Consider the following 26,321-nt stretch of genomic DNA (forward strand, 5'->3'; position numbering starts at 1 on the left):
TGCAAGGATTGCAGCGATCGGTTCGCTGATCGGCGCAACCACCGTCAGTCGATTTCGTATTGATGCCCGATGTGATTGAAACTGTCTCGATAACCCGTTGAATGAGGCTCGGATAGGCGAATGGCATACTCCTACACTGAAAAAAAGCGGATTCGCAAGGCGTTCGGCAAGCTGCCGCAGGTCATGGAAGTCCCTTATCTTCTGGCGATTCAGCTCGACTCCTACCGGGAGTTTCTGCAGATCGACAAAGATCCGCTGGCACGTATGGACATCGGTCTGCACGCCGCCTTCAAGTCAGTTTTTCCGATCGTCAGCTATTCGGGCAATGCCGCACTCGAATATGTCTCATATGCGCTCGGCGAGCCGCCCTTTGACGTCGGCGAGTGTCAACTGCGTGGTGTGACCTACGCAGCGCCGTTGCGGGTGCGGGTGCGGCTGATTCTGTATGACCGGGAGTCTTCGAACAAGGTCATCAAGGACATCAAGGAGCAAGAGGTCTACATGGGCGAGATTCCGCTCATGACCGACAACGGCACCTTCGTCATCAATGGCACCGAGCGGGTCATCGTCTCGCAGTTGCACCGTTCGCCCGGGGTGTTCTTCGACCATGACAAGGGCAAGACCCACTCGTCGGGCAAGCTGCTCTACTCTGCCCGCATCATCCCGTACCGCGGTTCATGGCTCGACTTCGAGTTCGATCCGAAAGACATCCTCTTCGTGCGCATCGACCGCCGCCGCAAGCTCTATGCCACCATTCTGCTGCGGGCGCTGGGTTACAGCACCGAGGAGATTCTTGCGCTCTTCTTCGACAACGATGTGCTTCATCTGCAGGACGACAAGTATGTGCTGGATCTGATTCCAGGGCGTCTGCGTGGCGAGTCGGCCAGTTTCGACATCGTCGACGGCAAGGGCAATGTGCTGGTCGAGAAGGGGCGGCGGATCACCGCACGCCACATCCGTGCGATGGAGAAGGCCCTCCTCAAGCAGATCGAGGTGCCGGAAGAGTATGTGCTGGGCCATGTCACCGCCAAGGATCTGATCGACACCGAGACTGGCGAAGTGATCTGTCCCTGCAACAGCGTGATCACCGAAGAGCTGCTGCAACTGATCAAGGCCAAGGGCATCGCCAGCGTCGAACTGCTCTATACCAATGAGCTCAACTGCGGGGCCTTCATCTCCGAAACATTGCGTCTCGATCAGACCCGCAACGCGTTCGATGCGCGGGTCGAGATCTACCGGATGATGCGGCCGGGCGAGCCGCCGACCAAGGAGTCGGCCGATGCACTGTTCCACAATCTGTTCTTTTCGCAGGAGCGCTACGACCTGTCGGCAGTCGGCCGCATGAAGTTCGGCCGCCGGGTCGGCAGCAAGATCGACGAGTCGGTCGGCATCCTCTATGACGGCAAATATTGCGCCGGACGCAAGAACGACGACTTGACCGAAATGCTGCATGAGGAGTACGGCAGCGAAATTTCAGACATCGTTGACGTGATGCGCACGCTGATCGCCATCCGCAACGGTTTCGGCGTGGTCGATGACATCGATCACCTCGGCAACCGTCGGGTGCGCTCGGTCGGCGAGATGGCCGAGAACCAGTTCCGTGTCGGCCTGGTCAGGGTCGAGCGCGCCGTCAAGGAGCGGCTCGGCATGGCCGAGACCGAAGGCCTGATGCCGCAGGATCTGATCAATGCCAAACCAGTGGCGGCCGCAGTCAAGGAGTTCTTTGGATCGAGCCAGCTCTCCCAGTTCATGGACCAGAACAACCCGCTCTCCGAGGTGACACACAAACGGCGGGTGTCGGCCCTGGGGCCGGGTGGATTGACCCGGGAGCGGGCCGGTTTCGAGGTGCGCGACGTGCATCCGACCCACTATGGCCGGGTCTGCCCGATCGAGACGCCGGAGGGGCCGAACATCGGCCTGATCAACTCGCTGGCGACCTATGCCCGCGCCAACTCCTACGGTTTTCTCGAAAGCCCCTATCGGCGGGTGGTCGATGGCCGGATCACTGATCAGATCGACTACCTTTCGGCCATCGAAGAGGCCGAATTCGTCATCGCGCAGGCCAGCGCCGAGGTCGACGTCGAGGGCCGCCTGATCGATGAACTGGTGGCGGTACGGCATCAGAACGAATTCACCGTGATGGCGCCGGAGCAGGTGCAGTACATGGATGTCTCGCCGCAGCAGGTGGTGTCGATCGCGGCCTCGCTGATTCCCTTTCTCGAGCATGACGATGCGAACCGCGCGTTGATGGGCTCGAACATGCAGCGTCAGGCGGTGCCGACGCTGCGTGCCGAAAAACCGGTGGTCGGCACCGGCATGGAGCGCACCGTGGCCGAGGACAGCGGGGTCTGTGTCGTCGCCCGGCGTGGGGGTGTCATCGAGAGCGTCGATGCGGCCCGCATCGTGGTGCGCGCCAGCGATGCCGAGACCGAAGCGGGCGATGCCGGGGTCGACATCTACAACCTGACCAAGTACACCCGTTCGAACCAGAACACCTACATCAACCAGCGGCCGATTGTCCAGAAGGGCGATCGGATCGAGCGCGGCGACATCCTGGCCGATGGCCCCTCCATCGACAAGGGCGAACTGGCGCTGGGTCAGAACATGCGCGTCGCCTTCATGCCGTGGAATGGCTACAACTTCGAGGATTCGATTCTGATCTCCGAGCGGGTGGTGCAGGAGGACCGTTTCACCACCATCCACATTCAGGAGCTGACCTGTGTGGCGCGCGACACCAAGCTGGGACCCGAGGAGATCACCGCCGACATTCCCAATGTCGGTGAGTCCGCGCTTGGCAAGCTCGATGAGGCCGGCGTGGTCTTCATCGGCGCCGAGGTCAATGCCGGCGACATTCTGGTCGGCAAGGTCACACCGAAGGGCGAGGCACAGCTGACCCCGGAAGAGAAACTGTTGCGGGCGATCTTTGGGGAAAAGGCTTCGGATGTGAAGGACACCTCGCTGCGGGTGCCTTCCAGCACCAAGGGCACGGTGATCGACGTGCAGATCTTCACCCGCGACGGCGTCGAAAAAGACAGCCGGGCGCTGCAGATCGAGCAGATGCAGTTGAACGAGATTCGCAAGGATCTGAAGGAAGAGCAGCGCATCATCCGCGACGCCAGCTACGAACGGCTGCGCGCGGCACTGGTCGGACAGCCGGTGGTGCGTGCGCCTGGTCTCAAGAAGGGTGATCCGATCCAGCCGGACTATCTGGATCAGCTGGCGGCGGCCGACTGGTTCCGTATCCGCATGTCCGACGAGCTGCTCAATGAACAGCTGGAGCAGACCGAAGCCCGGCTGAAGGAGCATCAGCAGGAGCTGGATCGCAAATTCGAGGACAAAAGGCGCAAGCTGACCAGCGGGGCCGATCTGGCGCCGGGGGTGTTGAAGATCGTCAAGGTCTATCTGGCGATCAAGCGGCAGGCGCAGCCCGGCGACAAGATGGCCGGGCGGCACGGCAACAAGGGGGTCATCTCGGTCATCATGCCGGTCGAGGACATGCCCTATGACCAGAATGGCGAGCCGATCGACATCGTACTCAACCCGCTGGGTGTTCCTTCGCGGATGAACGTCGGGCAGGTGTTGGAGACTCACCTGGGGTGGGCAGCCAAGGGGCTGGGGCGCAAGATCGGCGAGCTGCTCGAGCGCAAGGCCAGCATCGACGAGCTGCGCAGCTTTCTCGACCAGATCTACAACCGTGTCGGCGGGCGCAAGGAGCGGCTGGATGAGCTGACCGAGGCCGAGCTGATCGAGCTGTCCGAAAACCTCACTGCAGGGGTGCCGATGGCCACGCCGGTCTTCGATGGCGCCAGCGAGGACGAGATCAAGTCGATGCTGCGGCTGGCCGGCCTGCCGGAGAGTGGCCAGACCCTTCTGTATGATGGACGCACCGGTGAAGCCTTCGACCGTCCGGTGACGGTTGGCTACATGTACATGTTGAAGCTGAACCACCTGGTCGATGACAAGATGCATGCGCGCTCAACCGGCTCCTACAGCCTGGTGACCCAGCAGCCGCTGGGTGGCAAGGCGCAGTTCGGCGGGCAGCGGTTCGGCGAAATGGAGGTCTGGGCGTTGAAGGCCTATGGTGCCGCCTACACGCTGCAGGAGATGCTGACGGTCAAATCGGACGACGTGAATGGCCGTACCCGCATCTACAAGAACATCGTCGATGGCGACTATCGCATGGATCCGGGCATGCCCGAATCGTTCAATGTGCTGGTCAAGGAGATTCGCTCCCTGGGCATCAACATCGAACTGGAGAACCAGTGAGTCTGCGCGGCCCCGTTCGATTTCAGGTCATAGATAGTCAAGTGTCGCTCCGGATGGAGGTATTGCTTTGAAAGATTTACTCAGCCTGCTGAAGACCCAGACCCAAACCGAAGAGTTCGACTTCATCCGCATCGGACTCGCCTCGCCGGAGATGATCCGCTCCTGGTCCTATGGCGAGGTCAAGAAGCCGGAAACCATCAACTACCGGACTTTCAAGCCGGAGCGTGATGGGCTGTTCTGCGCCAAGATTTTCGGCCCGATCAAGGATTACGAGTGCCTCTGCGGCAAGTACAAGCGGCTCAAGCACCGCGGTGTGATCTGCGAGAAATGCGGTGTCGAGGTGGCGCTGACCAAGGTGCGCCGCGAGCGGATGGGCCACATCGAGCTGGCCAGTCCGGTGGCGCACATCTGGTTTCTGAAGTCGCTGCCATCGCGCATCGGTTTGCTGCTGGACATGACGCTGCGCGACATCGAGCGGGTGCTCTACTTTGAATCCTTTGTTGTGCTCGATCCGGGGATGACCACCCTGGAGAAGGGGCAGATGCTCAGCGACGAGCAGTATTACGAGGCGCTCGAGGAGTTCGGCGACGAATTCACCGCCAAGATGGGCGCGGAGGCGATTCAGGAGCTGCTCAAGGAGATCGACCTCGAAGCTGAAATCACCCGCCTGCGTGCGGAGATTCCAGAAACCAGTTCCGAGACCAAGCTGAAGAAGTACTCCAAGCGGTTGAAGCTGCTCGAAGGGCTGCTCGGCTCTGGCGATCGGCCGGAGTGGATGGTGCTGAAGGTGCTGCCGGTGCTGCCGCCCGACCTGCGTCCACTGGTGCCGCTGGATGGTGGCCGCTTCGCCACCTCCGATCTGAACGACCTCTATCGCCGCGTCATCAACCGCAACAACCGCCTCAAGCGGCTGCTCGATCTCAATGCGCCGGACATCATCGTCCGCAACGAAAAGCGCATGCTGCAGGAGGCGGTCGATGCGCTGCTCGACAACGGCCGCCGTGGCCGCGCGATCACCGGATCGACCAAGCGTCCGCTGAAGTCGCTGGCCGACATGATCAAGGGCAAGCAGGGTCGGTTCCGGCAGAACCTGCTGGGCAAGCGGGTCGACTACTCGGGCCGTTCGGTGATCGTGGTCGGCCCGACATTGCGGCTGCATCAGTGCGGATTGCCGAAGAAAATGGCGATCGAGCTGTTCAAGCCCTTCATCTTCGGCAAGCTGGAGCACAGCGGACTGGCCACCACCATCAAGGCCGCCAAGAAGATGGTGGAGCGGGAGACCCCCGAGGTGTGGGACATCCTGGCCGAGGTGATCCGCGAGCACCCGGTGCTGCTCAACCGGGCGCCGACACTGCACCGTCTCGGCATTCAGGCGTTCGAACCGGTGCTGATCGAAGGCAAGGCGATCCAGTTGCATCCGCTGGTCTGTGCCGCCTACAACGCCGACTTCGACGGCGACCAGATGGCCGTACACATTCCGCTGACGCTCGAAGCACAGCTCGAGGCGCGCAGCCTGATGATGTCGACCAACAACATTCTCTCACCCGCCAACGGCGAGCCGATCATCGTTCCGTCACAGGATGTGGTGCTGGGCCTGTACTACATGACCCGCGAGCGCATCAATGCGCGTGGTGAAGGCATGTGTTTCAGCGATGTCGAGGAGGTCGACCGCGCCTACCACTGCGGTCAGGTCGATCTGCATGCCAAAATCAAGGTGCGCCTCGATGAGATGCTGATCAACGCAGAGGGCGCCGCCGCCCGCAGCGCATTGATCGACACCACGGTCGGTCGCACGCTGTTGTCGAAGATTCTGCCCAATGGGGTTCCCTTCGACTTGATCAACCGGCCAATGACTAAGAAGGCCATCTCCCGCATCATCAACGCCTGCTATCGCAATGTCGGGCTGAAGGAGACGGTGATCTTCGCCGACCAGTTGATGTACACCGGCTTCTTCTATTCGACCAAGTCAGGCGTCTCGATCGGCATCGACGATCTGGTCATCCCGCAGGCCAAGGCGCGGTTCATCGACCAGGCCGAAGAAGAGGTCAAGGAGATCGAGGCGCAATATGCCTCGGGATTGGTGACCCAGGGCGAGAAGTACAACAAGGTGATCGACATCTGGTCGCGGACCAACGATCTGGTGGCCAAATCGATGATGGCCACCCTGGGCAGTGAGCAGGTGCGCGACCGCGACGGCAACGAGGTGCAGCAGGAGTCGTTCAACTCGATCTACATGATGGCCGACTCCGGCGCGCGGGGCTCGGCTGCACAGATCCGGCAGTTGGCCGGGATGCGCGGGCTGATGGCCAAACCGGATGGCTCCATCATCGAAACGCCGATCACCGCCAACTTCCGCGAGGGGCTGTCGGTTCTGCAATATTTCATCTCGACCCACGGCGCGCGCAAAGGGTTGGCCGACACGGCGCTGAAGACCGCCAACTCGGGCTACCTCACCCGGCGACTGGTGGATGTGGCGCAGGATCTGGTGGTCACCGAAGTCGACTGCGGCACCCGCAACGGTGTGCTGATGGCACCGGTGATCGAAGGCGGCGATGTGATCGAGGCGCTCGGCGAGCGCATCCTCGGCCGCGTGCTGGCCGAGGATGTGATCAATCGCACCACCGAAGAGGTGGCGATTCCGGCGGGTACATTGATCGACGAACAGTGGATTCAGCGCATCGAGGAGCTGGGCATCGACGAGGTGCAGGTCCGTTCGGCCATCACCTGCGAGACCCGCCATGGCATCTGCTCGAGCTGCTATGGACGTGACCTGGCCCGCGGCCATGTGGTCAACGTCGGTGAGGCGATCGGTGTCGTCGCGGCGCAGTCGATCGGCGAGCCGGGCACCCAGTTGACGATGCGTACCTTCCACATCGGTGGTGCGGCGTCTCGGGCATCGGCCACCGACAGCATCCAGGTGAAGCATGGCGGCAAGATTCGTCTGCACAACCTCAAATTCGTCGAGCAGCACAATGGCAACCTGGTGGCGGTCTCCCGCTCCGGTGAACTGGCGATCGCCGATCAGGATGGCCGTGAGCGCGAGCGTTACAAGGTGCCCTACGGTGCGGTGCTGACGGTGCGCGATGAGCAGGTGGTCGAGGCGGGAACGGTCGTGGCCAAATGGGATCCACACACCCATCCGATCATCACCGAGGTGGCCGGAACCGTCCGCTTCGTCGGCATGGAGGAGGGTATCTCCATCCGCCACCAGACCGACGAGGTGACCGGACTCTCCAGCATCTCGGTGATGGACCCTTCGGAGCGTCCGGCGGCAGGCAAGGATCTGCGTCCGGCCATCATGCTGCTCGATGAGCAGGGCAACGAAATCCTGCTGGCGGGCAGCAACCTGCCGGCGCACTACCTGCTGCCTGCCAAGGCGATCGTCAGTCTGGCGGCCAATGCCCGCGTCGACGTCGGCGATGTGCTGGCGCGCATCCCGCAGGAAGGTCTGAAGACGCGGGACATCACCGGCGGTCTGCCGCGCGTGGCCGACCTGTTCGAGGCGAGAAAACCCAAGGAGTCGGCGATTCTGGCGGAGATCTCCGGGGTGGTCAGTTTTGGCAGGGAGACCAAGGGCAAGCGGCGGCTGATGATCACGCCGGCCGATGGCGTCAATCCGATCGATGGCAGTTCGCACTACGAGGAGCTGATTCCGAAGTGGCGCACACTGTCGGTCTTCGAGGGCGAATTCGTCGAGAAGGGCGAGGTGGTCTCCGAGGGGGCGACCAATCCGCACGACATTCTGCGTCTGAAGGGCGTCAACGAGCTGGCCAAGTACATCGTCAGTGAAATCCAGGATGTCTACCGGCTGCAAGGGGTCAAGATCAATGACAAGCACATCGAAGTGATCATCCGGCAGATGTTGCGCAAGGTGGACATCGTCGATGCCGGTGACTCCAGCTTCATCAAGGGTGAACAGTCCGAGTATGCGCTGGTGCTCGAGGAGAATGACCGTCTGGTTGCCGAGGGCAAAACCCCGGCGCTGTTCGAGCGGGTTCTGCTGGGCATCACCAAGGCTTCTCTGGCGACCGAATCCTTCATCTCGGCGGCCTCCTTCCAGGAGACCACCCGCGTGCTGACCGAAGCTGCCGTGACCGGCAAGCAGGATCAACTGCGCGGTCTGAAGGAAAATGTCGTCGTCGGCCGGTTGATCCCGGCTGGAACCGGGCTCTCCTACCACAGCGAAGCGCGGCGCAGGCGCCGCCGCGGCGAGATGGAGAGCACCTCGACGGCCAGTGAGGTCGAACAGGCGCTGAGTGAAGAGCTGAAGTCGATCTGAGAGGGTGCTGGACCCATCCGGTCGCCTGCGCGGCCGGATGGGTCGGCTTGCAGCAGCAGGAAAAGTTGACGTGAAGTGGCGTGATCATTAGAATCCGCCGGCCTGTTGGCAGGGGCCTTTTCGAGTGTTCCTGCCTTTTTTATTTATGAAGAAATCTTGATATGGAGTTTGGTTGTATGGCGACGATCAACCAATTGGTTCGCAAGCCGCGCAAGCGCAGGGTCGTGAAGAGCGATGTCCCCGCGCTGCAATCCTGTCCGCAGCGTCGTGGGGTCTGCACCCGCGTCTACACGACGACCCCGAAAAAACCCAATTCGGCGCTGCGCAAGGTGTGCCGGGTGCGGTTGACCAACGGTTTCGAGGTCTCCTCCTACATTGGCGGCGAAGGCCACAATCTGCAGGAGCACTCGGTGGTGCTGATTCGTGGCGGGCGGGTCAAGGATCTGCCAGGGGTGCGCTACCACACCGTCCGCGGCAGCCTCGACACCTCCGGGGTCAAGGACCGGCGGCAGGCGCGTTCCAAGTATGGAACCAAGAAGCCAAAGTCGTAAAAGACGTTGGCAGTAAGGCCGGAGAGCTGCTTGTGCAGCTGTTCCGGATCAACCTGAAGAGCATCAAAAGAGGTAACTGTTGTGCCAAGAAGACGCGTCATTGCCAAGCGTGAGATCCTGCCCGATGCCAAATATGGCAGCCCGCTGGTCGCCAGATTCATGAATCACGTGATGGAAGATGGCAAGAAATCCATCGCCGAAAGAATCGTCTACGGTGCGCTCGATATCGTCGCCGAGCGTACCAAGGGCGATCCGCTCAAGATTTTCGAGAGTGCGCTCGATGCAGTGGCGCCACTGGTCGAGGTGAAATCGCGACGGGTGGGTGGCGCAACCTACCAGGTTCCGGTCGAAGTCAGGGCTTCGCGCCGTGGTGCGTTGTCGATGCGCTGGCTGGTGCAATACTCCCGTGCCCGCAGTGAAAAATCGATGCCGCAACGGCTGGCGGGCGAAATCATGGATGCCGCGCAGGGTCGCGGCGCAGCGGTCAAGAAGCGTGAAGATGTCCACCGGATGGCCGAAGCCAACAAGGCGTTCTCGCACTACCGTTTTTAATCTCGCAGTAATCTCTGATCCAAGTTCAGGAGCAGTTTCGTGGCACGTACGACCCCGTTGAAACGATACCGAAATATCGGCATTTGCGCGCATGTGGATGCAGGCAAGACCACCACCACCGAGCGGGTGCTGCTCTATACCGGCGTCTCGCACAAACTGGGTGAGGTCCACGAAGGGACCGCCACGATGGACTGGATGGCGCAGGAGCAGGAGCGTGGCATCACCATCACCTCCGCGGCCACCACCTGTTTCTGGAAAGGGATGGACCAGCAGTTCGACCAGCACCGCATCAACATCATCGACACCCCGGGCCACGTCGATTTCACGATCGAGGTGGAACGTTCGCTGCGGGTGCTGGACGGTGCCGTGGTGGTCTTCTGCGCAACCGCAGGGGTGGAGCCGCAATCGGAAACGGTCTGGCGTCAGGCCAACAAATATGGCGTGCCGCGCATCGTCTTTGTGAACAAGATGGACCGGGCGGGGGCCGATTTCCTGCGTGTCGTCGATCAGATCAAGAACCGTCTGGGTGCCAATCCGGTGCCGATTCAGTTGCCGATCGGCAGTGAGGAGAATTTCGAGGGCGTGGTCGACCTGTTGCGCATGAAGGCGATCTACTGGAACGAAGCCGACGCGGGCATGACCTACGAGGCGCGGCCGATCTCTGCCGAAATGAAGGAGATCTGCGACAGCTATCGCGAGCTGCTGATCGAGAGTGCCGCCGAGGCCAGCGATGAACTGATGGAGAAGTACCTCGAAGGCAGTGAGCTCACCACCGACGAGATTCGTCAGGCGCTGCGTGCGCGCACCATCCGCGGCGAAATCGTGCCGGCGCTCTGTGGTTCCGCCTTCAAGAACAAGGGCGTGCAGGCCATGCTGGATGCGGTCATCGAATATCTGCCAGCGCCCGACGAGGTCAAGGCCATCAGCGGTATGCTGGAGGATGGCGAGACGGTAATCGAGCGCAAATCTTCCGACGACGAGCCCTTTGCGGCGCTGGCCTTCAAGATCGCCACCGACCCCTATGTCGGCACCCTGACCTTTTTCCGAGTCTACTCCGGCGTGCTGAGTTCGGGCGATGCGATCTACAACTCGGTCAAGGGCAAGCGCGAGCGTGTAGGCCGCATGGTGCAGATGCATGCCAATGACCGCACCGAAATCAAAGAGGTTCGCGCGGGTGACATCGCTGCTGCGGTGGGTCTGAAAGATGTCACCACCGGTGACACGCTGTGCGACCTCAACAAGCCGGTGGTGCTCGAGCGGATGGAGTTCCCGGAGCCGGTCATCTCGGTTGCGGTGGAGCCGAAATCGAAGCCCGATCAAGAGAAGATGGGGGTGGCGCTCGGCAAGCTGGCGCAAGAGGATCCGTCATTCCGGGTCAAGACCGACGAAGAGTCGGGTCAGACCATCATCTCCGGCATGGGCGAGCTGCACCTCGACATCATCGTCGACCGGATGCGGCGTGAATTTGGCGTCGAGGCCAACATCGGCAAGCCGCAGGTGGCCTACCGCGAAACCATTCGCAAGAAGGTCGAGGTTGAAGGCAAGTTCGTCCGGCAATCGGGCGGTCGTGGCCAGTATGGTCATGTCTGGCTGCGGCTCGAACCGCTCCCCGAGGGTGAAGAGTATCAATTCGTCAACGAAGTGGTGGGCGGCACCGTGCCCCGCGAATATATTCCAGCGGTTGACAAGGGGGTGCGCGAGCAGATGCAGAATGGCATCTTGGCCGGCTACCCGCTGCTGGCACTGAAGGCCACGATTTTCGATGGCTCATACCACGATGTCGACTCAAATGAGATGGCCTTCAAGGTCGCAGGATCGATGGCGCTGAAGAAGGGTGCGCTCGAAGCGGACCCGGTACTGCTCGAACCGATCATGAAGGTTGAAGTGGTCACGCCAGAGGATTACATGGGAGATGTGGTGGGCGACCTGAACCGGCGCCGCGGCATGATCCAGGGCATGGATGATTCCCCTTCTGGCAAGGTGGTCACCGCCGAGGTGCCACTGGCCGAGATGTTCGGCTACTCCACCGACCTGCGTTCCGCAACGCAGGGGCGAGCGACCTATTCGATGGAGTTCAAGCGCTACGCCGAGACTCCCAACAACATTGCTGAAGCCATCATCAGCAAGAACAAGTAAAACAACTGATTCATTCCCTTGATGCAAGGAGGGGTGTGCCATGGCGAAAGAGAAGTTTGAGCGTAAGAAGCCGCACGTCAACGTGGGGACGATTGGACACGTTGACCACGGTAAGACGACGCTGACGGCGGCGTTGACGCGGGTCTGTGCCCAGGAGTGGGGTGGCGAGATGCGTGCGTTCGACCAGATCGACAATGCGCCGGAAGAGCGCGAGCGCGGCATCACCATTGCGACCTCGCACGTCGAGTACGAATCGCCGACGCGGCACTACGCCCACGTTGACTGCCCGGGTCACGCCGACTATGTCAAGAACATGATCACCGGTGCGGCACAGATGGATGGCGCCATTCTGGTCTGCTCGGCGGCGGATGGTCCGATGCCGCAGACGCGCGAACACATTCTGCTGGCGCGTCAGGTGGGCGTGCCCTACATCGTCGTCTTTCTCAACAAGGCCGACATGGTCGACGACGCTGAGCTGCTCGAGCTGGTCGAGATGGAAGTGCGCGAACTGCTCGACCAGTATGACTTTCCGGGCGACGACACCCCGATCATCATCGGCTCGGCGCTGAAGGCGCTGGAGGGCGACACCTCCGACATGGCCGGCGGTGCGGTCAAGAAGCTGGTGCTGACGCTGGACGAATACATTCCTGAGCCCGAGCGCGCGATCGACAAGCCCTTCCTGATGCCGATCGAAGATGTTTTTTCCATCTCTGGTCGCGGCACCGTGGTCACGGGCCGGGTCGAGCGGGGAATCATCAAGGTGGGTGACGAGGTCGAAATCGTCGGCATCCAGGCGACCACCAAGACCACCTGTACCGGTGTTGAAATGTTCCGCAAGCTGCTCGACGAAGGTCGCGCGGGTGAGAACGTCGGCGTCCTGCTGCGTGGCACCAAGCGTGACGACGTGCAGCGTGGTCAGGTGCTTGCCAAGCCTGGCAGCATCACCCCGCACACCAAGTTCGAGGCTGAGGTTTACGTGCTGAGCAAGGACGAAGGCGGGCGGCACACCCCGTTCTTTGCCGGCTACCGTCCGCAGTTCTACTTCAGGACCACCGACGTCACTGGATCGGTCGAACTGCCCGAAGGGACCGAGATGGTGATGCCTGGAGACAACATCCGAGTCACGGTGACACTGATTGCGCCGATTGCGATGGAAGAGGGGCTGCGTTTTGCGATCCGCGAAGGCGGCCGCACCGTCGGCGCCGGCGTCGTCTCCAAAGTGATTGCCTGAGCGAGGGATTCCAAGCGGATTGTGCCGGCATCCTTTCTTGACAGCAGGAGCGGCCATCTATAACATGCTGCTTCCTTTTTTGGCCGGCATGGATTCGGTGTCTGATAGACAGTGTAGGACCAAATGCAAAATCAACGAATACGCATACGTCTCAAAGCTTTTGATCATCGCCTGATCGATGTTTCAGCACAAGAGATCGTGGAAACTGCCAAGCGCACTGGTGCGCAGGTCAAGGGGCCGATTCCGCTGCCGACTCGCAAGGAGCGTTTCACGGTGCTGATTTCGCCGCACGTGAATAAGGATGCGCGCGATCAGTATGAGATCCGCACTTACAAAAGACTGCTGGACATCGTCGATCCGACAGACAAGACGGTCGATGCATTGATGAAGCTCGATCTCGCTGCAGGGGTTGATGTTCAGATCAGTCTCGGCTGAGTTGGTCTGCTGATGGTTAATCATCGCGCAAATCGCGATCCCATGAATAATGATGTGTAGCACTTTGAAATAAGTGGCCATAGCGGGTGAGAGCCCCATGCACAGGAGAGAGTCTGATGTCGATTGGTTTAGTGGGGCGGAAGAGCGGCATGACCAGGCTTTTTACGCCTGCGGGTGAATCGATTCCGGTCACGGTTTTGGAGGTTTCGCCCAATCGCGTAGTTCAGGTCAAGAGTGCCGCGCGTGATGGGTATTGTGCCGTTCAGGTCACGACGGGTTCGAGAAAAGCGTCGCGGGTTGCAAAGGCTGAAGCGGGTCATTTCGCCAAGGCGAATGTCGAGGCGGGGCGCGGGTTGTGGGAGTTCGTGATTGAGGGTGAGTCGGAGTTGGTGTCTGGCGGCGAGCTCGATCTTTCGATCTTTGAGGTCGGCCAGCATGTGGATGTGACTGGAGTGTCGAAAGGCAAGGGCTTTGCGGGTGTGGTGAAGCGTTGGAATTTTCGTACGCAGGATGCGACGCATGGCAATTCGCTGTCGCACCGCGCGCCTGGCTCGATTGGTCAGAACCAGACGCCAGGTCGGGTCTGGAAAGGAAAAAAGATGGCTGGGCACATGGGGGCCGAGCAGGTCACCGCGCTCAATCTGGAAATTGTCAAGATCGATCTCGAGAAGAATGCGCTGCTCGTGCGGGGTGCCGTACCGGGAGCGGCAGGTGGTGATTTGATCGTCAGACCATCTGTGAAGTCAAAGTGAGGCCGATCATGGAGCTTGAAGTTAAATCCTTTGTCGATGGCGAAATTCCTTCTGGATCGATTTCGCTTTCTGATCAGGTCTTCGGTCAGGAGTTCAACGAGTCGCTGGTTCATCAGATTGTCGTGGCCTACTTGGCGGGTGGTCGGCAGGGCTCGAAGGGGCAGAAGACGCGCGCCGAGGTGCGTGGTGGCGGGAAAAAACCGTGGCGACAAAAGGGTTCAGGGCGTGCGCGCGCTGGATCGAGCCGCAGCCCGCTGTGGCGATCGGGTGGTAAAAGCTTTGCGGCCACTCCGCGTGATCATGGGCAGAAGGTCAACAGAAAGATGTACCGGGCAGCGCTTCGCTCGATTTTTTCTGAGCTGGTTCGGCAGGAGCGGGTCACTGTGTTGGCTGACTTCTCTCTTGAGTCGCCCAAGACCAAGAATCTCCTGGAGAAACTGAGTGGAATCCAGGAGCAGAAGATCCTGATCGTTACGCTGGAGTTTGAGAACAATCTCTATCTGGCCTCACGAAACTTGATCGGGGTTGATGTCCTTGAGGCCGATTCGGTCGATCCGGTTTCCTTGGTCGGAAGCGAAAGGATTCTAGTGACTCTTTCTGCATTGAAGAAAATTGAAGAGGCGTTGGCATGAATCAGGAGCGCATTTACAGCATACTGCTGAGTCCTCATGTCTCCGAGAAAGCAGCCGGAGTAGCTGGGAAATACAACCAGTATGTCTTCCGGGTTGCAAAAAACTCGAACAAAAGAGAGATTCACAAGGCGGTCGAGACGCTTTTCAAGGTAAAAGTTTCTTCTGTTCAAACGCTCAATGTAAAAGGCAAAGTCAAAAGAAACCGGCATGGGCTGGTTAACAGGCCGGACTGGAAGAAAGCGTATGTGCTTCTTGAGCCCGGCAATGACATCGACTTCACTTCGATAGGCTGATCTGGGGATTTCTGATGGCAGTTTTGAGTAAAAAACCGACTTCGCCGGGGCGAAGATTCCAGATCAGTGTCACCAATCCAGAATTGCACAAGGGTGCGCCGTGCGCGGCGCTTCTGGAAAAGAAGCGCAAGAATGGCGGGCGAAACAACGCTGGGAGAATCACCGTTCGGCATCAGGGCGGCGGGCACAAGCAACACTATCGAGTGATCGACTTTCGCCGCGACAAGGATTCCATTCCATCTGTCGTTGAGCGAATCGAGTATGATCCAAACCGCAGTGCCCACATCGCGCTGCTTAAATACCGCGACGGCGAGCGGCGCTACATCGTTGCGCCAAAAGGGTTGAAAGCCGGCGATGAGGTTGTTTCAGGTCCATTGGCGCCGATCAAGGCGGGTAATGCATTGGCGCTCAGAAGCATCCCGTTGGGAAGCCTGATTCACTGTGTTGAACTGAAACCTGGAAAGGGTGCGCAATTGGCCCGAAGTGCCGGTGCGTCGATCCAGTTGGTGGCGAAAGAGGGTGTTTATGCGACCCTTCGCCTTAAATCTGGAGAGATGCGCAAGGTTTCGATCGAGTGTCGGGCCAGCATTGGCGAGGTTTCTAACAGCGAGCACAACCTGAGATCGCTGGGTAAAGCGGGCGCGTCGCGCTGGCGTGGTCGCAGGCCCACAGTGCGTGGTGTGGCGATGAACCCGGTTGACCATCCGCATGGAGGTGGAGAGGGTAGAACATCCGGTGGTCGGCATCCGGTAACGCCGTGGGGTATTCCGACCAAGGGTTACAAGACGCGGTCAAACAAGCGCACCCAAGACCTTATCATCAAGCGTAGAAATCAGAAGTAATTGAATTTTCGGAGATTCTTGTGCCTCGCTCATTAAAAAAAGGTCCATTTTGCGATTTTCATCTTTTCAGAAAGGTGGAAGTTGCAGCGACAAAAAGTGACAAGCGGCCAATTAAGACGTGGTCGAGGCGGTCGATGATTCTTCCGGAAATGGTTGGTTTGACCATTGCGGTTCACAATGGCAAGCAGCATGTTCCGATCTTTGTTTCGGAAGACATGGTTGGGCACAAGCTGGGAGAGTTTGCGGCAACCAGAACCTTCCGCGGGCATGTGGCGGACAAGAAGGCCAAGCGCTAACAGCGGTTTTAGAGAGGATTTACGATGGAGACGATGGCGCGGCTGAAGATGGCGGGGATGTCTGCCCAGAAAGCCAGATTGGTCGTGGATCAGATTCGAGGTAAGCGTGTTGATGAGGCGCTGAATCTTCTGGCCTACAGTCCTAAAAATTCTGCAAAAGTGATCAGAAAGGTTCTGAGTTCAGCGATTGCCAATGCGGAGCATAATTTTGGCGCGGATATCGATAGGCTCAAAATTTCAACTGCATATGTTGATGAGGGTGTAACGCTCAAGAGAATACGGCCGCGTGCCAAGGGCCGCGCTGACCGCATTTCCAAGCGCAGCTGCCACATCTCCATTAAAGTGTCCGAAATCTAGGAGCTGATCATGGGTCAGAAAGTCAACCCCACCGGAATTCGCCTGGGCATTACCAAGGGGCACAATTCAGTCTGGTATGCGGACCGTGATCGTTATCAGAAAACCTTGCTCGCTGATGTCCGGGCACGGGAGTATATATTCAAGAAGCTCGCGGGAGCATCGATCAGCCGCATAGAAATCGAGCGGCCGGCGCAGACGGCCAAAATTACGCTCTATACGGCGCGCCCAGGAATTGTGATCGGAAAGAAAGGCGAAGATGTCGAAAAACTGAAGAAAGAAGTCTTCGGCATTCTGAATGTTCCGGTGCAGATCAGCATTGAGGAGATCCGAAAGCCGGACATCGAATCGCAGCTGGTTGCAGACAGTATTGCGCAGCAGCTGGAGCGCAGGGTGATGTTCCGTCGTGCCATGAAGCGAGCGGTTCAAAATGCACTTCGCCAGGGGGCTGAAGGGGTCAAAGTGCAGGTTTCCGGTCGCCTTGGTGGTACTGACATTGCGCGGACCGAATGGTATCGGGAGGGGCGCGTACCCTTGCACACATTGCGTGCAGAGATTGATTACGCCACATCGACCGCCAAGACCACTTATGGAATCATCGGCGTCAAGGTGTGGATTTTCAAGGGCGAAGTTTTGGATCGCCGCGAGCGCAAAGAGTAAGGTGCGCAGGTTAAACTTGAAGGAAATTCGATCTAAATTGCTTCGAAGATAAAAGGCCAAACAATGCTTCAGCCTAAAAGAACCAAATTCAGAAAACAGTTTAAAGGACGCAATCGCGGTCTGGCGCATCGCGGCAGCGAGGTAAGCTTTGGTGAGTTCGCGCTGAAAGCGACGTCAAGAGGTCGGATTACTGCCCGTCAAATTGAATCAGCGAGACGCGCCATGACGCGCAAGGTCCGTCGTGGTGGTAAGATCTGGATACGGGTTTTCCCGGACAAACCGATCACTCAGAAGCCCTTGGAAGTCCGGCAGGGCAAAGGCAAGGGTTCGGTCGAGTATTGGGTTGCTCTGGTTCAGCCAGGCAAAATACTCTATGAAATCGAAGGGGTCTCCGAAGAGCTTGCCAATGAAGCATTTACGCTTGCAGCAGCAAAGCTTCCGGTACAGACTTCTTTTGTCAAGCGGGCATTGATGTAATGAAATACAGTGAGCTTTCAGGCAAATCTCTCCAGGAGCTGAAAGAGATGTTGCTTTCGGCGCGAAGCAGTCAGTTTCGTTACCGGATGCAAAAGGCGACTTCACAGCTTGCACAAACACACCTGCTTGGTGAAGTGAAAGCGGATATCGCCAGATTGAAGACGGCAATCAGGCAGAAAGCGGGTGAGAGCAATGGCTGAAAAACACGAAAGTGTGAGGACGCTGGCAGGCAAGGTTGTCAGCGATAAAATGGACAAGACCATAACCGTTCTGATCGAAAGAAAGGTCAAGCACCCGGTTTATGGCAAATATGTGCGCAAATCGACCAAGGTCCATGCGCATGATGAAAAAAATGAGTGCCGTATTGGGGATAAAGTGCTCATCAAGGCTTCCAGACCACTGTCGAAGACAAAGTTTTGGGAATTGGTAAACATTGAGAGTCGAGCGGTACAGCTTGATTGAAGCTGGCAGGCGACTTTCTGGGAGCGCTAAATGATTCAGGTTGAAACTGTTTTGGATGTCGCCGACAACAGTGGAGCGCGACGAGTGATGTGCATCAAGGTTCTTGGCGGCTCTCACCGCCGCTATGCGGGTGTCGGCGACCTGATCAAAGTCACGGTCAAAGAGGCTATTCCGCGTGGCAAGGTGAAAAAAGGGCAGGTGATGAACGCGGTCGTGGTCAGGACCAGGAGTGGCGTGCGCCGTTCTGATGGTTCGATCATCCGTTTTGATGGTAATGCAGCCGTGCTGCTGAACAATCAGAAGCAGCCGATTGGGACCCGCATCTTTGGTCCGGTCACCAGAGAGCTGCGCTCTGAACAGTATATGAAGATCATTTCTCTGGCCCCGGAAGTTCTATAGGAAAGGTTGAGATGAACAAACTTCGCACGAATGATGAAGTCATCATCCTTGCTGGTAAGGACAAAGGAAAGCGCGGGAAGATTCTCAGAGTTTTTCCAGATGACAGAATACTTGTCTCTGGGGTCAATCTGATCAAGAAGCACCAGAAGCCCAATCCGCAAATTGGCGTCCTTGGTGGAATCATTGAGAAAGAGGCTCCAATACACGTTTCCAATGCCTCGATCTTCAATGCGTCACTGGGGAAGGCTGATAGAGTTGGATTCAGGTATCTTGAAGATGGCCAGAAGGTTCGCTTCTTCAAGTCAAGCAATGAAGTGATAGAAAAGTAATTCTTTGGTGGGCCAAATGCCAGCGCTGAAAGATAAATTCAAGAATGAGATAATGCCGAAGCTCAAGGACGAGTTCGGTTACATGAATCCACATGAAATTCCCCAGATTGTCAAAGTGACTTTGAACATGGGGGTTGGGGAAGCGGTTGGTGACAAGAAGATTCTTGATCATGCTCTTGCTGACATGGAGAAGATCAGTGGACAGAAGCCGGTTGTGACCCGTGCCAAGAAGTCGGTCGCTGGATTCAAGGTCAGAGAAGGTTGGCCGATTGGTTGCAAGGTCACGCTTAGAAGGGATCGGATGTATGAGTTCCTTGAGCGTCTGTTGCAGATTGCGCTGCCGCGTGAGAGAGATTTCAGGGGGCTGAACCCAAAATCCTTCGATGGGCGTGGAAACTACTCGATGGGGGTCAAGGAGCAGATAATTTTCCCGGAGATCGACTACGACAAGGTCGATCGCGTCAGAGGTCTTGATATCTGCATTACAACAACGGCGCAGACCAATAAAGAAGCGCTTGCCTTGTTGAAAGCTTTTAATTTTCCCTTCAGGGGGTGAGTGATGGCACGGCTTTCGGTGATTCAACGCGAGCTGAAAAGAGCCGCGACTGTCGAGAAGTATGCAGAGAAGCGAGCTGCTTTGAAGGAGGTAATACTGAGCCCTTCATCGACAGATGAGCAGAAGTGGAATGCGCAATTCGCGCTTCAGAAACTTCCGAGAGACTCGAGCGCGGTTAGGAAGCGGAATCGCTGCCAATTGACTGGACGTCCCCATGGCTATTACCGGAAATTTGGCCTGGCCAGAAACAAACTTCGTGAGCATGCCATGAAAGGTGATATTCCTGGCCTGGTTAAGGCCAGTTGGTAAGGTCGCACTGGAGAGAAAATTTATGAGCATGCAAGATCCATTGGCCGACCTTTTGACTCGAATCAGAAATGCGCAGATGGCAGGACTGAAGCAAGTCTCTATATCGGCGTCGAAGATAAAGATTGATGTGGTGAAAGTTTTGAAAAGCGAAGGCTACATCGCTGACTATTCCTGCGCGTCGGATGATCTAAAACCGCTCCTGACAATAAATTTGAAGTATCACGAGGGTGCAGGAGTCATCTCGGAAATCAAACGAATCAGCCGTCCTGGACTGAGAAGATATTGCGCGAGCCAGGATATTCCGAAAGTAAAAGATGGTCTGGGCGTTGCCATACTGACGACCAGTCGTGGGGTGATGACTGATAGAGATGCGAGAAAAGCAGGTGTGGGCGGAGAGGTTATCTGCACCGTTTTTTGATGTTTTACGAATGGTTGCTGGGACAAAGTTATGTCTAGGGTTGCAAAAAAGCCGATCTCTGTTCCTAAAGGCGTGGAGATAAAGCTGGAAAATAATGTCGTTTCGATTGTGGGTCCGAAGGGAACGCTTTCGACGCTGTTGAATTCGGATATTGCGCTGGAGCAGCAATCGGGATCACTGGCTCTTTCAGTGAGAGACAGTCGTGCGTGGGCGATCGCAGGAACGACGCGTGCCCTGTTGAACAATATGGTTTCCGGGGTCGCTCAAGGATTTTCGAAGAGATTGCAGCTGGTTGGTGTGGGTTACCGGGCTAAGGTGACTGGCGATGTATTGAATCTTTCGCTTGGCTATTCACATCCGATTGATTACAAGCTTCCAGAGGGCATTACCGCAGAGGTGCCGTCCCAGACGGAAATCGTTCTGTCAGGGATCGACAAGCGTTTGCTTGGCCAGGTTGCTGCGGAAATCCGCGCCTTCCGTCCGCCAGAGCCATACAAAGGCAAAGGGGTTCGGTATTTCAATGAGCAGATTCATCGTAAAGAAGCCAAAAAGAAGTGATTTTCATGATCAACAAAAAAGCATTACGCTTGCGGCGCTCGATGCGGACCAGAGCGAAAATCAAAGAGAATGGCGTGCACCGTCTGTGCGTACATCGTACTCCAAGACATATCTACGCACAGATCATTCAGTCAGGAAGTTCGAATGTCGTGGCCTCTGCCTCAACTTGTGAAAAGGGTGTTGTTGAGGGCGTGACTGGCAACAGCGAGTCGGCCGCGAAGATCGGTTCCTTGATCGCAGCCCGGGCATTGGCCGCCGGGGTGGATAAAGTGGCATTCGATCGTTCCGGTTTTAAATATCATGGCAGAGTCAAGGCCCTGGCGGAAGCCGCCCGCGCTGGCGGTTTGGAATTTTAGAGGAAAAGATCATGGCGCTGACTGAAAAAGTTGATGCGAACGAAGGGCTTCTTGAGAAGCTTGTTCAAGTAAACAGAGTTGCCAAGGTTGTCAAAGGCGGGCGTATATTCTCTTTTACCGCGCTGACTGTTGTGGGTGATGGTCAGGGGCGTGTTGGCTTCGGTCGCGGAAAAGCCCGGGAGGTTCCGCAGGCGATACAGAAAGCCATGGAAGCAGCACGAAAGAACATGGTTGATGTGCGTCTGAATGGCTCGACCCTGTTTTACCCAGTCAAGGCCAGTCATGGTGCGGCCAAGGTCTACATGCAGCCGGCATCGGAAGGCACCGGAGTCATTGCGGGCGGTGCCATGCGTGCTGTTCTTGAGCTGGCGGGCGTACAGAATGTTCTTGCCAAGTGTTATGGATCAACCAACCCTGTCAATGTCGTGCAGGCAACTCTCAATGGGCTCAAGCAGATTCAATCTCCCGACATGGTTGCGAATAAACGCGGAAAGAGTTTGGAAGAGATCGTTGGGTAACTATATGAACAAGTCTGGAAAAATCAGAGTAACGCTCAAGTCAAGTTTGCATGGCAGACTGAAAAAGCACAAAGCTTGTCTCAAGGGGCTGGGCCTGAGTCGTATCGGTCAAACTGTCGAAGTGATGAATACCCCAGAAAATTGCGGGATGATTTTCAAGGTCAATTATCTGTTGCGCGTCGAGGAGTGTGAATAAATGGGCAATTTACTCTCCCTGAATGAGCTTTCTCCCGGGTTGGGTTCCAAGACTGGAAAAAAACGGGTCGGCCGCGGCATTGGTAGCGGGCTTGGAAAGACATGCGGTCGCGGACACAAGGGGCAGCGGGCACGCAAAAGTGGCAATGTCAAAGCCGGGTTTGAAGGTGGTCAGATGCCGCTCCAGCGGCGGTTACCGAAATTTGGCTTCACTTCGCAGATCTCTCTGAGAACGGCTGAGGTTCGGCTCCAGGAATTGAACGCTCTCCCTCAAGAGGTGATCGAAGTCGATTTTTCGACGCTGAAGAAATTCGGCATCGTCAGAAAAGACATGAAGCGTGCCAAATTGATCGGTGCCTCTGGATTCGATCGCGCCATTACTCTGCGAGGTATAATGGTCAGCGCCGGTGCGCTTGCTGCGATTGAAGCCGCTGGCGGAAGACTTGATTCGTAATCGAACGATGGCGCAAGTTCCACAAAAAGCTCCAGCTGGATTCAATGAGCTCATCAACCGGCTGGGCTTTCTTCTGTTGGCGATTATTGTCTATCGGATTGGAACACATATACCTGTTCCTGGCATCAACCCGAATCGGTTGGCTGCACTGTTTGAGAAGAGCCAGGGAACGATTCTCGGTCTTTTCAACATGTTTTCAGGTGGTGCGCTTGAGCGGATGAGCATTCTTGCGCTTGGGATCATGCCGTACATATCGGCATCGATCATCATGCAGTTGCTGTCGACCATCACTCCTCAGCTTGAGCAGTTGAAAAAGGAGGGAGAGGCTGGTCGCCGGAAGATAACGCAATATACCCGCTATCTGACGCTTGTGCTGGCATCCATCCAGGCGGTAGGCATGTCTCTCGGGCTGGCGGGGCAGAATTTGGCTTTTGCTTCAAACTTGAGTTTCCATTTCGTGGCGTCAGTCTCCTTGATCACGGGCTCAATCTTTTTAATGTGGCTTGGCGAACAGATTACTGAGAGAGGCATTGGAAACGGCATCTCCATGCTCATTTTTGCTGGAATCGCTGCAGGTTTTCCTTCTGCAATTGGTCAGGCGATCGAGCAGACTCGGCAGGGTGAGTTGAATATATTTGTTCTTTTTGTGATTGCACTGGTTGCATTGGTGGTCGTGGCCTTTGTGGTCTTCATTGAGCGTGGTCAGCGACGTATCACGATCAACTATGCAAAGCGACAGCAAGGTCGGACAAGCTATGCCGCGCAAGTTTCTCATCTGCCACTCAAGATCAACATGTCAGGTGTGATACCTGCCATTTTCGCCAGCAGCATTCTTCTGTTTCCTGCCTCGATTGCGCAATGGTTAGGACAGTCCAATGGCTTCTCCTGGCTGCAGGAGGTTGCGATGATGCTCAGCCCCGGGCAACCGCTGAATATCATTCTTTTTGCGGTTTTGATAATATTTTTCAGCTTCTTCTACACGGCTATGATGTTCAACCCTCGTGAAGTGGCGGAAAATCTGAAACGATCTGGCGCTTTGATCCCGGGGATTCGACCTGGGGATATGTCTGCGCGCTACATCGATGGAGTGTTGATGAGGTTGACGCTTTTTGGCGCGATTTATATTGCCGCTGTCTGTCTGTTGCCGCAGTTTCTGGTTGTTTTGTTTAATGTGCCGTTCTACCTTGGTGGAACATCGCTGCTGATCGTTGTGGTTGTCGTGATGGACTTTGTGGCGCAAATCCAGTCGCATCTAATGAGTCATCGCTATGAATCGTTGATGAAGAAGTCGGCCAGAAAATGATAAAGGATCGAATTTATACTCTTTACGTGATCATGAGCATGGGGTTGTTATGAAAGTCAGAGCGTCTGTCAAAAAAGTTTGCCGAAATTGCAAAGTGGTGAAGCGCAAAGGCGTGGTCCGGATCATTTGTGCAGTCGAGCCACGGCATAAGCAAAGGCAAGGCTGATTCAATTAATTTGTCATTGGAGCATCTGAATGGCTCGTATTGCGGGAATTAACATTCCAGACAACAAGCATGCTGTCATATCTCTGACTTACATCTACGGGATTGGCAAGACCACTGCGCTCAAGATATGTGCGAATTCTGGAATTGATCCTGCGAAAAAGATTCAGGATCTCTCGGGAGAGCAACTTGATGTCATCCGAAATGAAGTCGCCAAGTTTGTTGTGGAGGGTGACCTCAGACGTGAGACGTCGATGAGCATCAAGCGATTGATGGATCTTGGCTGCTACCGCGGATTGCGCCATCGTCGTGGTTTGCCGTTGAGAGGCCAGCGTACCCGTACCAATGCGCGAACCCGTAAAGGCCCGCGCAAGCCGATCCGTAAGTAATTTTTTTCTACAGATTTGGACAGAATCCATGGCTAAGAACGATAGCAGTTCAAGAAAGAAGGCGAAAAGGAATGTCACTGAAGGGGTTGCGCACATTTTTGCCTCCTTCAACAATACCATCGTCACGATCACTGACCGTCAAGGAAACACATTGTCATGGGCCACCTCGGGTGGTTCTGGCTTTCGTGGTTCAAGAAAGAGCACACCCTTTGCGGCTCAGGTTGCCTCGGAGCGCGCTGCCACGGCTGCCCAGGAGTATGGCCTGAAGAATGTGAATGTCGAAGTAAAGGGCCCGGGCCCTGGAAGAGAGTCGGCAGTGCGTGCACTGCACAACAGTGGGCTGAAAGTTGGCAGTATTACTGATGTTACACCGATTCCGCACAACGGTTGCCGTCCTCCGAAACGGCGCCGTGTCTGATTGGATTGTAGTCACACCACTGGCTGGATTAACAGATAGAGAGTTGATAAATGGCTAGGTATATTGGATCTACCTGTAAGTTGGCGCGGCGTGAAGGGTCAGATCTTTCGCTTAAGAGTGGCGTCCGACCCCTTGAGTCAAAATGCAAGATTGCGGCTTTGCCAGGGCAGCATGGGCAGCAGAAAGGCAGGCTTTCTGATTATGGAGTCCAGCTTCGAGAAAAGCAGAAGGTTCGCCGAATCTACGGAGTGCTTGAGAAACAATTCAAGAACTACTACCTGAAGGCAGCCCGTTTGAAAGGCGCCACCGGTGAGAATTTGCTCAGATTGTTGGAGTCGCGTCTTGACAATGTGGTGTATCGCATGGGGTTTGCTTCAACGAGAGCGGAAGCACGCCAACTGGTGAGCCACAAATCCATTCTGGTTGATGGAAAGGTTGTAAACATTCCCTCGTTTCAGGTTGAGGCCGGTTCTTCAATTGAAGTTCGTGAAAAAGCGAAAGGGCAGTTGCGGATCCGTTCTGCGCTTGAATTGTCTGAAGGCCGAAAAAGCTGTGATTGGATTTCGGTGGACATGACAAAGCTGCAAGGTGTCTTCACGCGATTCCCGGATCGACAGGATCTGCCATCCGAGATCAATGAAAATTTGATTGTCGAGCTGTATTCGCGATGATTTTGTTTGGTTACAGGTACCTATAGATGCAAAATTTCACAGCTGATCTTTTGGCTCCCGGATCTATTGAAGTCCAGGAAATATCGCGTCACAGAGCCAAGATCATTCTGGAGCCGTTGGAATCTGGCTTTGGTCATACGCTGGGCAATGCATTGCGGCGCATTCTGCTCTCATCGATGCCTGGTGCTGCCATTAGCCATGTTGAAATCACTGGTGTCGATCACGCTTACAGCACCATCGAGGGTGTACGGGAAGATGTGGTCGAGATCATGCTCAACTTGAAAAATGTTGCAATTCGCATGGATGGGCGTTCGCGCGCACTGTGCACTTTGACCAAGCAAGGTCCAGGGACCATTACCGCAGGCGACATCAAACTGTCTAATGACATGGAGGTTGCCAATCCTGATTTCGTCATTGCACACATCGTTGACGATTCAGAAGTGAAAATGTCACTGGAGGTTTCGAAGGGCACTGGCTACGTGACCAGCGACTCTACACGGGCTCTTGACAGCGATACGGTGCCAATTGGCAGACTTTATCTGGATGCAAGCTTCAGCCCGATCAGAAGGGTTGCTTACAGCGTTGAGTCGGCACGAGTCGAGCAGCGCACAAACCTGGATAAACTGATCATTGAAATTGAAACCAACGGCACCATTGGTGCTGAAGAGGCAGTACGTGGTGCTGCATCAATTCTCCAACAGCAGTTGGCAGTCTTCATTGATTTGAGAGATGAGATCAAGCGTGAGCCAAGCCGCCACAAGAGCCAGGTTGATCCGATTCTTTTGCGGCCCGTCGATGAGCTGGAGCTGACGGTACGTTCTGCCAACTGTCTGAAAGCAGAGAATATCCACTATATCGGCGATCTGATCCAGCGCACAGAAGTCGAATTGCTGAAGACGCCAAACCTGGGCAAAAAATCGCTGACCGAAATCAAGGATGTGCTGGCGGTTCATGGATTGTCGTTGGGTATGCGGTTGGATGATTGGCCTCCTTACGAGTTGAAGAAGCCGGATTGATTTCTGTTTTTTGCGATTATTCATACGAAGTGATAGGTGGGAGATTCTATT

At 56.3% G+C, this 26,321-nt stretch carries 33 protein-coding genes; all 33 read left to right on the forward strand.

What is annotated here, in order from left to right; translation table 11 throughout:
- Positions 1 to 120: 120 nt before the first annotated feature.
- The gene (gene rpoB / locus H7A13_02735; protein MCP5332262.1) at positions 121 to 4,266 is read left to right on the forward strand and encodes a DNA-directed RNA polymerase subunit beta; all 4,146 of its coding nucleotides are present in this window, start codon (positions 121 to 123) and stop codon (positions 4,264 to 4,266) included.
- A 67-nt stretch (positions 4,267 to 4,333) separates the two neighbouring features.
- Positions 4,334 to 8,545 (forward strand): DNA-directed RNA polymerase subunit beta', encoded by a 4,212-nt coding sequence (rpoC, locus tag H7A13_02740; GenBank protein ID MCP5332263.1) that lies wholly within the window; start codon positions 4,334 to 4,336, stop codon positions 8,543 to 8,545.
- A gap of 176 nt (positions 8,546 to 8,721) precedes the next feature.
- Positions 8,722 to 9,096 (forward strand): 30S ribosomal protein S12, encoded by a 375-nt coding sequence (gene rpsL, locus H7A13_02745; GenBank protein MCP5332264.1) that lies wholly within the window; start codon positions 8,722 to 8,724, stop codon positions 9,094 to 9,096.
- Between the two features lie 81 nt (positions 9,097 to 9,177).
- On the forward strand, positions 9,178 to 9,648 hold the full coding sequence (gene rpsG / locus H7A13_02750; protein MCP5332265.1) for a 30S ribosomal protein S7: 471 nt from the start codon (positions 9,178 to 9,180) through the stop codon (positions 9,646 to 9,648).
- Between the two features lie 39 nt (positions 9,649 to 9,687).
- Positions 9,688 to 11,784 (forward strand): elongation factor G, encoded by a 2,097-nt coding sequence (gene fusA, locus H7A13_02755; protein ID MCP5332266.1) that lies wholly within the window; start codon positions 9,688 to 9,690, stop codon positions 11,782 to 11,784.
- Between the two features lie 40 nt (positions 11,785 to 11,824).
- Positions 11,825 to 13,015, forward strand: a complete 1,191-nt coding sequence (tuf, locus tag H7A13_02760) for an elongation factor Tu (protein MCP5332267.1) — start codon at positions 11,825 to 11,827, stop codon at positions 13,013 to 13,015.
- A gap of 123 nt (positions 13,016 to 13,138) precedes the next feature.
- Entirely contained in the window at positions 13,139 to 13,450 is a 312-nt protein-coding gene (rpsJ, locus tag H7A13_02765) for a 30S ribosomal protein S10 (GenBank protein ID MCP5332268.1), read from the forward strand.
- A 116-nt stretch (positions 13,451 to 13,566) separates the two neighbouring features.
- The gene (gene rplC / locus H7A13_02770; GenBank protein ID MCP5332269.1) at positions 13,567 to 14,202 is read left to right on the forward strand and encodes a 50S ribosomal protein L3; all 636 of its coding nucleotides are present in this window, start codon (positions 13,567 to 13,569) and stop codon (positions 14,200 to 14,202) included.
- Between the two features lie 8 nt (positions 14,203 to 14,210).
- Positions 14,211 to 14,834: a 50S ribosomal protein L4 gene (rplD, locus tag H7A13_02775; protein ID MCP5332270.1), complete on the forward strand. Its 624-nt coding sequence runs from the start codon at positions 14,211 to 14,213 to the stop codon at positions 14,832 to 14,834.
- The gene (gene rplW / locus H7A13_02780) at positions 14,831 to 15,127 is read left to right on the forward strand and encodes a 50S ribosomal protein L23 (protein ID MCP5332271.1); all 297 of its coding nucleotides are present in this window, start codon (positions 14,831 to 14,833) and stop codon (positions 15,125 to 15,127) included. Before rplD ends, rplW begins: the two co-directional genes overlap by 4 nt.
- A 14-nt stretch (positions 15,128 to 15,141) precedes the next feature.
- A complete protein-coding gene (gene rplB / locus H7A13_02785) occupies positions 15,142 to 15,969 on the forward strand; it encodes a 50S ribosomal protein L2 (GenBank protein MCP5332272.1) in 828 nt (275 codons plus the stop codon).
- Between the two features lie 20 nt (positions 15,970 to 15,989).
- On the forward strand, positions 15,990 to 16,265 hold the full coding sequence (rpsS, locus tag H7A13_02790) for a 30S ribosomal protein S19 (GenBank protein MCP5332273.1): 276 nt from the start codon (positions 15,990 to 15,992) through the stop codon (positions 16,263 to 16,265).
- A 24-nt stretch (positions 16,266 to 16,289) separates the two neighbouring features.
- On the forward strand, positions 16,290 to 16,622 hold the full coding sequence (rplV, locus tag H7A13_02795) for a 50S ribosomal protein L22 (protein ID MCP5332274.1): 333 nt from the start codon (positions 16,290 to 16,292) through the stop codon (positions 16,620 to 16,622).
- Between the two features lie 9 nt (positions 16,623 to 16,631).
- Positions 16,632 to 17,279: a 30S ribosomal protein S3 gene (rpsC, locus tag H7A13_02800; protein MCP5332275.1), complete on the forward strand. Its 648-nt coding sequence runs from the start codon at positions 16,632 to 16,634 to the stop codon at positions 17,277 to 17,279.
- Positions 17,280 to 17,342: 63 nt separating this feature from the next.
- Positions 17,343 to 17,756, forward strand: a complete 414-nt coding sequence (gene rplP, locus H7A13_02805; protein ID MCP5332276.1) for a 50S ribosomal protein L16 — start codon at positions 17,343 to 17,345, stop codon at positions 17,754 to 17,756.
- Positions 17,756 to 17,956: a 50S ribosomal protein L29 gene (rpmC, locus tag H7A13_02810; GenBank protein MCP5332277.1), complete on the forward strand. Its 201-nt coding sequence runs from the start codon at positions 17,756 to 17,758 to the stop codon at positions 17,954 to 17,956. The genes rplP and rpmC overlap by 1 nt, the downstream gene beginning before the upstream one ends.
- On the forward strand, positions 17,949 to 18,218 hold the full coding sequence (rpsQ, locus tag H7A13_02815; protein MCP5332278.1) for a 30S ribosomal protein S17: 270 nt from the start codon (positions 17,949 to 17,951) through the stop codon (positions 18,216 to 18,218). Before rpmC ends, rpsQ begins: the two co-directional genes overlap by 8 nt.
- A gap of 30 nt (positions 18,219 to 18,248) precedes the next feature.
- Positions 18,249 to 18,617 carry a 50S ribosomal protein L14 gene (rplN, locus tag H7A13_02820; protein MCP5332279.1) on the forward strand — a complete coding sequence of 123 codons (369 nt, stop codon included), beginning with the start codon at positions 18,249 to 18,251 and terminating at the stop codon, positions 18,615 to 18,617.
- A gap of 11 nt (positions 18,618 to 18,628) precedes the next feature.
- Positions 18,629 to 18,946 carry a 50S ribosomal protein L24 gene (gene rplX, locus H7A13_02825; GenBank protein MCP5332280.1) on the forward strand — a complete coding sequence of 106 codons (318 nt, stop codon included), beginning with the start codon at positions 18,629 to 18,631 and terminating at the stop codon, positions 18,944 to 18,946.
- Positions 18,947 to 18,962: 16 nt separating this feature from the next.
- Positions 18,963 to 19,502 carry a 50S ribosomal protein L5 gene (gene rplE / locus H7A13_02830; protein MCP5332281.1) on the forward strand — a complete coding sequence of 180 codons (540 nt, stop codon included), beginning with the start codon at positions 18,963 to 18,965 and terminating at the stop codon, positions 19,500 to 19,502.
- A gap of 3 nt (positions 19,503 to 19,505) precedes the next feature.
- Positions 19,506 to 19,811: a 30S ribosomal protein S14 gene (gene rpsN, locus H7A13_02835; protein ID MCP5332282.1), complete on the forward strand. Its 306-nt coding sequence runs from the start codon at positions 19,506 to 19,508 to the stop codon at positions 19,809 to 19,811.
- Positions 19,812 to 19,833: 22 nt separating this feature from the next.
- Entirely contained in the window at positions 19,834 to 20,229 is a 396-nt protein-coding gene (gene rpsH / locus H7A13_02840) for a 30S ribosomal protein S8 (GenBank protein MCP5332283.1), read from the forward strand.
- Positions 20,230 to 20,259: 30 nt separating this feature from the next.
- Positions 20,260 to 20,787, forward strand: a complete 528-nt coding sequence (gene rplF, locus H7A13_02845) for a 50S ribosomal protein L6 (GenBank protein MCP5332284.1) — start codon at positions 20,260 to 20,262, stop codon at positions 20,785 to 20,787.
- Between the two features lie 5 nt (positions 20,788 to 20,792).
- On the forward strand, positions 20,793 to 21,143 hold the full coding sequence (rplR, locus tag H7A13_02850) for a 50S ribosomal protein L18 (protein MCP5332285.1): 351 nt from the start codon (positions 20,793 to 20,795) through the stop codon (positions 21,141 to 21,143).
- Between the two features lie 11 nt (positions 21,144 to 21,154).
- Positions 21,155 to 21,661 carry a 30S ribosomal protein S5 gene (rpsE, locus tag H7A13_02855; GenBank protein MCP5332286.1) on the forward strand — a complete coding sequence of 169 codons (507 nt, stop codon included), beginning with the start codon at positions 21,155 to 21,157 and terminating at the stop codon, positions 21,659 to 21,661.
- Positions 21,662 to 21,665: 4 nt separating this feature from the next.
- Positions 21,666 to 21,857: a 50S ribosomal protein L30 gene (gene rpmD, locus H7A13_02860; protein MCP5332287.1), complete on the forward strand. Its 192-nt coding sequence runs from the start codon at positions 21,666 to 21,668 to the stop codon at positions 21,855 to 21,857.
- A complete protein-coding gene (gene rplO, locus H7A13_02865; GenBank protein MCP5332288.1) occupies positions 21,858 to 22,310 on the forward strand; it encodes a 50S ribosomal protein L15 in 453 nt (150 codons plus the stop codon).
- Between the two features lie 7 nt (positions 22,311 to 22,317).
- A complete protein-coding gene (secY, locus tag H7A13_02870) occupies positions 22,318 to 23,613 on the forward strand; it encodes a preprotein translocase subunit SecY (GenBank protein MCP5332289.1) in 1,296 nt (431 codons plus the stop codon).
- A gap of 49 nt (positions 23,614 to 23,662) precedes the next feature.
- A complete protein-coding gene (rpmJ, locus tag H7A13_02875) occupies positions 23,663 to 23,779 on the forward strand; it encodes a 50S ribosomal protein L36 (protein MCP5332290.1) in 117 nt (38 codons plus the stop codon).
- A gap of 29 nt (positions 23,780 to 23,808) precedes the next feature.
- Positions 23,809 to 24,165 (forward strand): 30S ribosomal protein S13, encoded by a 357-nt coding sequence (rpsM, locus tag H7A13_02880; GenBank protein ID MCP5332291.1) that lies wholly within the window; start codon positions 23,809 to 23,811, stop codon positions 24,163 to 24,165.
- A gap of 28 nt (positions 24,166 to 24,193) precedes the next feature.
- Positions 24,194 to 24,583, forward strand: a complete 390-nt coding sequence (rpsK, locus tag H7A13_02885; protein ID MCP5332292.1) for a 30S ribosomal protein S11 — start codon at positions 24,194 to 24,196, stop codon at positions 24,581 to 24,583.
- Between the two features lie 50 nt (positions 24,584 to 24,633).
- Positions 24,634 to 25,254 carry a 30S ribosomal protein S4 gene (gene rpsD / locus H7A13_02890; protein MCP5332293.1) on the forward strand — a complete coding sequence of 207 codons (621 nt, stop codon included), beginning with the start codon at positions 24,634 to 24,636 and terminating at the stop codon, positions 25,252 to 25,254.
- 26 nt (positions 25,255 to 25,280) lie between these two features.
- Positions 25,281 to 26,270 (forward strand): DNA-directed RNA polymerase subunit alpha, encoded by a 990-nt coding sequence (gene rpoA / locus H7A13_02895; GenBank protein ID MCP5332294.1) that lies wholly within the window; start codon positions 25,281 to 25,283, stop codon positions 26,268 to 26,270.
- Positions 26,271 to 26,321 lie beyond the last annotated feature (51 nt).

Source organism: Pseudomonadales bacterium (assembly GCA_024234215.1).
Classification (GTDB): Bacteria; Pseudomonadota; Gammaproteobacteria; order Pseudomonadales; family UBA5862; genus JACKOQ01.

What these genes read in the sequence shown, in the direction of transcription:
- rplC (MCP5332269.1), top strand. Translation starts at nt 13,567, where the DNA reads ATGTCGATTGGTTTAGTGGGGCGGAAGAGCGGCATGACCAGGCTTTTT.
- tuf (MCP5332267.1), top strand. Translation starts at nt 11,825, where the DNA reads ATGGCGAAAGAGAAGTTTGAGCGTAAGAAGCCGCACGTCAACGTGGGG.
- rpsE (MCP5332286.1), top strand. Translation starts at nt 21,155, where the DNA reads ATGGCGCTGACTGAAAAAGTTGATGCGAACGAAGGGCTTCTTGAGAAG.
- rplR (MCP5332285.1), top strand. Translation starts at nt 20,793, where the DNA reads ATGATCAACAAAAAAGCATTACGCTTGCGGCGCTCGATGCGGACCAGA.
- rpmJ (MCP5332290.1), top strand. Translation starts at nt 23,663, where the DNA reads ATGAAAGTCAGAGCGTCTGTCAAAAAAGTTTGCCGAAATTGCAAAGTG.
- rplO (MCP5332288.1), top strand. Translation starts at nt 21,858, where the DNA reads ATGGGCAATTTACTCTCCCTGAATGAGCTTTCTCCCGGGTTGGGTTCC.
- rpsM (MCP5332291.1), top strand. Translation starts at nt 23,809, where the DNA reads ATGGCTCGTATTGCGGGAATTAACATTCCAGACAACAAGCATGCTGTC.
- rpsQ (MCP5332278.1), top strand. Translation starts at nt 17,949, where the DNA reads ATGGCTGAAAAACACGAAAGTGTGAGGACGCTGGCAGGCAAGGTTGTC.
- rpmC (MCP5332277.1), top strand. Translation starts at nt 17,756, where the DNA reads ATGAAATACAGTGAGCTTTCAGGCAAATCTCTCCAGGAGCTGAAAGAG.
- rplX (MCP5332280.1), top strand. Translation starts at nt 18,629, where the DNA reads ATGAACAAACTTCGCACGAATGATGAAGTCATCATCCTTGCTGGTAAG.
- rpsH (MCP5332283.1), top strand. Translation starts at nt 19,834, where the DNA reads ATGAGCATGCAAGATCCATTGGCCGACCTTTTGACTCGAATCAGAAAT.
- secY (MCP5332289.1), top strand. Translation starts at nt 22,318, where the DNA reads ATGGCGCAAGTTCCACAAAAAGCTCCAGCTGGATTCAATGAGCTCATC.
- rpmD (MCP5332287.1), top strand. Translation starts at nt 21,666, where the DNA reads ATGAACAAGTCTGGAAAAATCAGAGTAACGCTCAAGTCAAGTTTGCAT.
- rpsD (MCP5332293.1), top strand. Translation starts at nt 24,634, where the DNA reads ATGGCTAGGTATATTGGATCTACCTGTAAGTTGGCGCGGCGTGAAGGG.
- rpsL (MCP5332264.1), top strand. Translation starts at nt 8,722, where the DNA reads ATGGCGACGATCAACCAATTGGTTCGCAAGCCGCGCAAGCGCAGGGTC.
- rpsC (MCP5332275.1), top strand. Translation starts at nt 16,632, where the DNA reads ATGGGTCAGAAAGTCAACCCCACCGGAATTCGCCTGGGCATTACCAAG.
- rplD (MCP5332270.1), top strand. Translation starts at nt 14,211, where the DNA reads ATGGAGCTTGAAGTTAAATCCTTTGTCGATGGCGAAATTCCTTCTGGA.
- rpsJ (MCP5332268.1), top strand. Translation starts at nt 13,139, where the DNA reads ATGCAAAATCAACGAATACGCATACGTCTCAAAGCTTTTGATCATCGC.
- rplV (MCP5332274.1), top strand. Translation starts at nt 16,290, where the DNA reads ATGGAGACGATGGCGCGGCTGAAGATGGCGGGGATGTCTGCCCAGAAA.
- rplF (MCP5332284.1), top strand. Translation starts at nt 20,260, where the DNA reads ATGTCTAGGGTTGCAAAAAAGCCGATCTCTGTTCCTAAAGGCGTGGAG.
- rplP (MCP5332276.1), top strand. Translation starts at nt 17,343, where the DNA reads ATGCTTCAGCCTAAAAGAACCAAATTCAGAAAACAGTTTAAAGGACGC.
- rpoA (MCP5332294.1), top strand. Translation starts at nt 25,281, where the DNA reads ATGCAAAATTTCACAGCTGATCTTTTGGCTCCCGGATCTATTGAAGTC.
- rplB (MCP5332272.1), top strand. Translation starts at nt 15,142, where the DNA reads ATGGCAGTTTTGAGTAAAAAACCGACTTCGCCGGGGCGAAGATTCCAG.
- rpsN (MCP5332282.1), top strand. Translation starts at nt 19,506, where the DNA reads ATGGCACGGCTTTCGGTGATTCAACGCGAGCTGAAAAGAGCCGCGACT.
- rpsK (MCP5332292.1), top strand. Translation starts at nt 24,194, where the DNA reads ATGGCTAAGAACGATAGCAGTTCAAGAAAGAAGGCGAAAAGGAATGTC.
- rpoB (MCP5332262.1), top strand. Translation starts at nt 121, where the DNA reads ATGGCATACTCCTACACTGAAAAAAAGCGGATTCGCAAGGCGTTCGGC.
- rplW (MCP5332271.1), top strand. Translation starts at nt 14,831, where the DNA reads ATGAATCAGGAGCGCATTTACAGCATACTGCTGAGTCCTCATGTCTCC.
- rplE (MCP5332281.1), top strand. Translation starts at nt 18,963, where the DNA reads ATGCCAGCGCTGAAAGATAAATTCAAGAATGAGATAATGCCGAAGCTC.
- rplN (MCP5332279.1), top strand. Translation starts at nt 18,249, where the DNA reads ATGATTCAGGTTGAAACTGTTTTGGATGTCGCCGACAACAGTGGAGCG.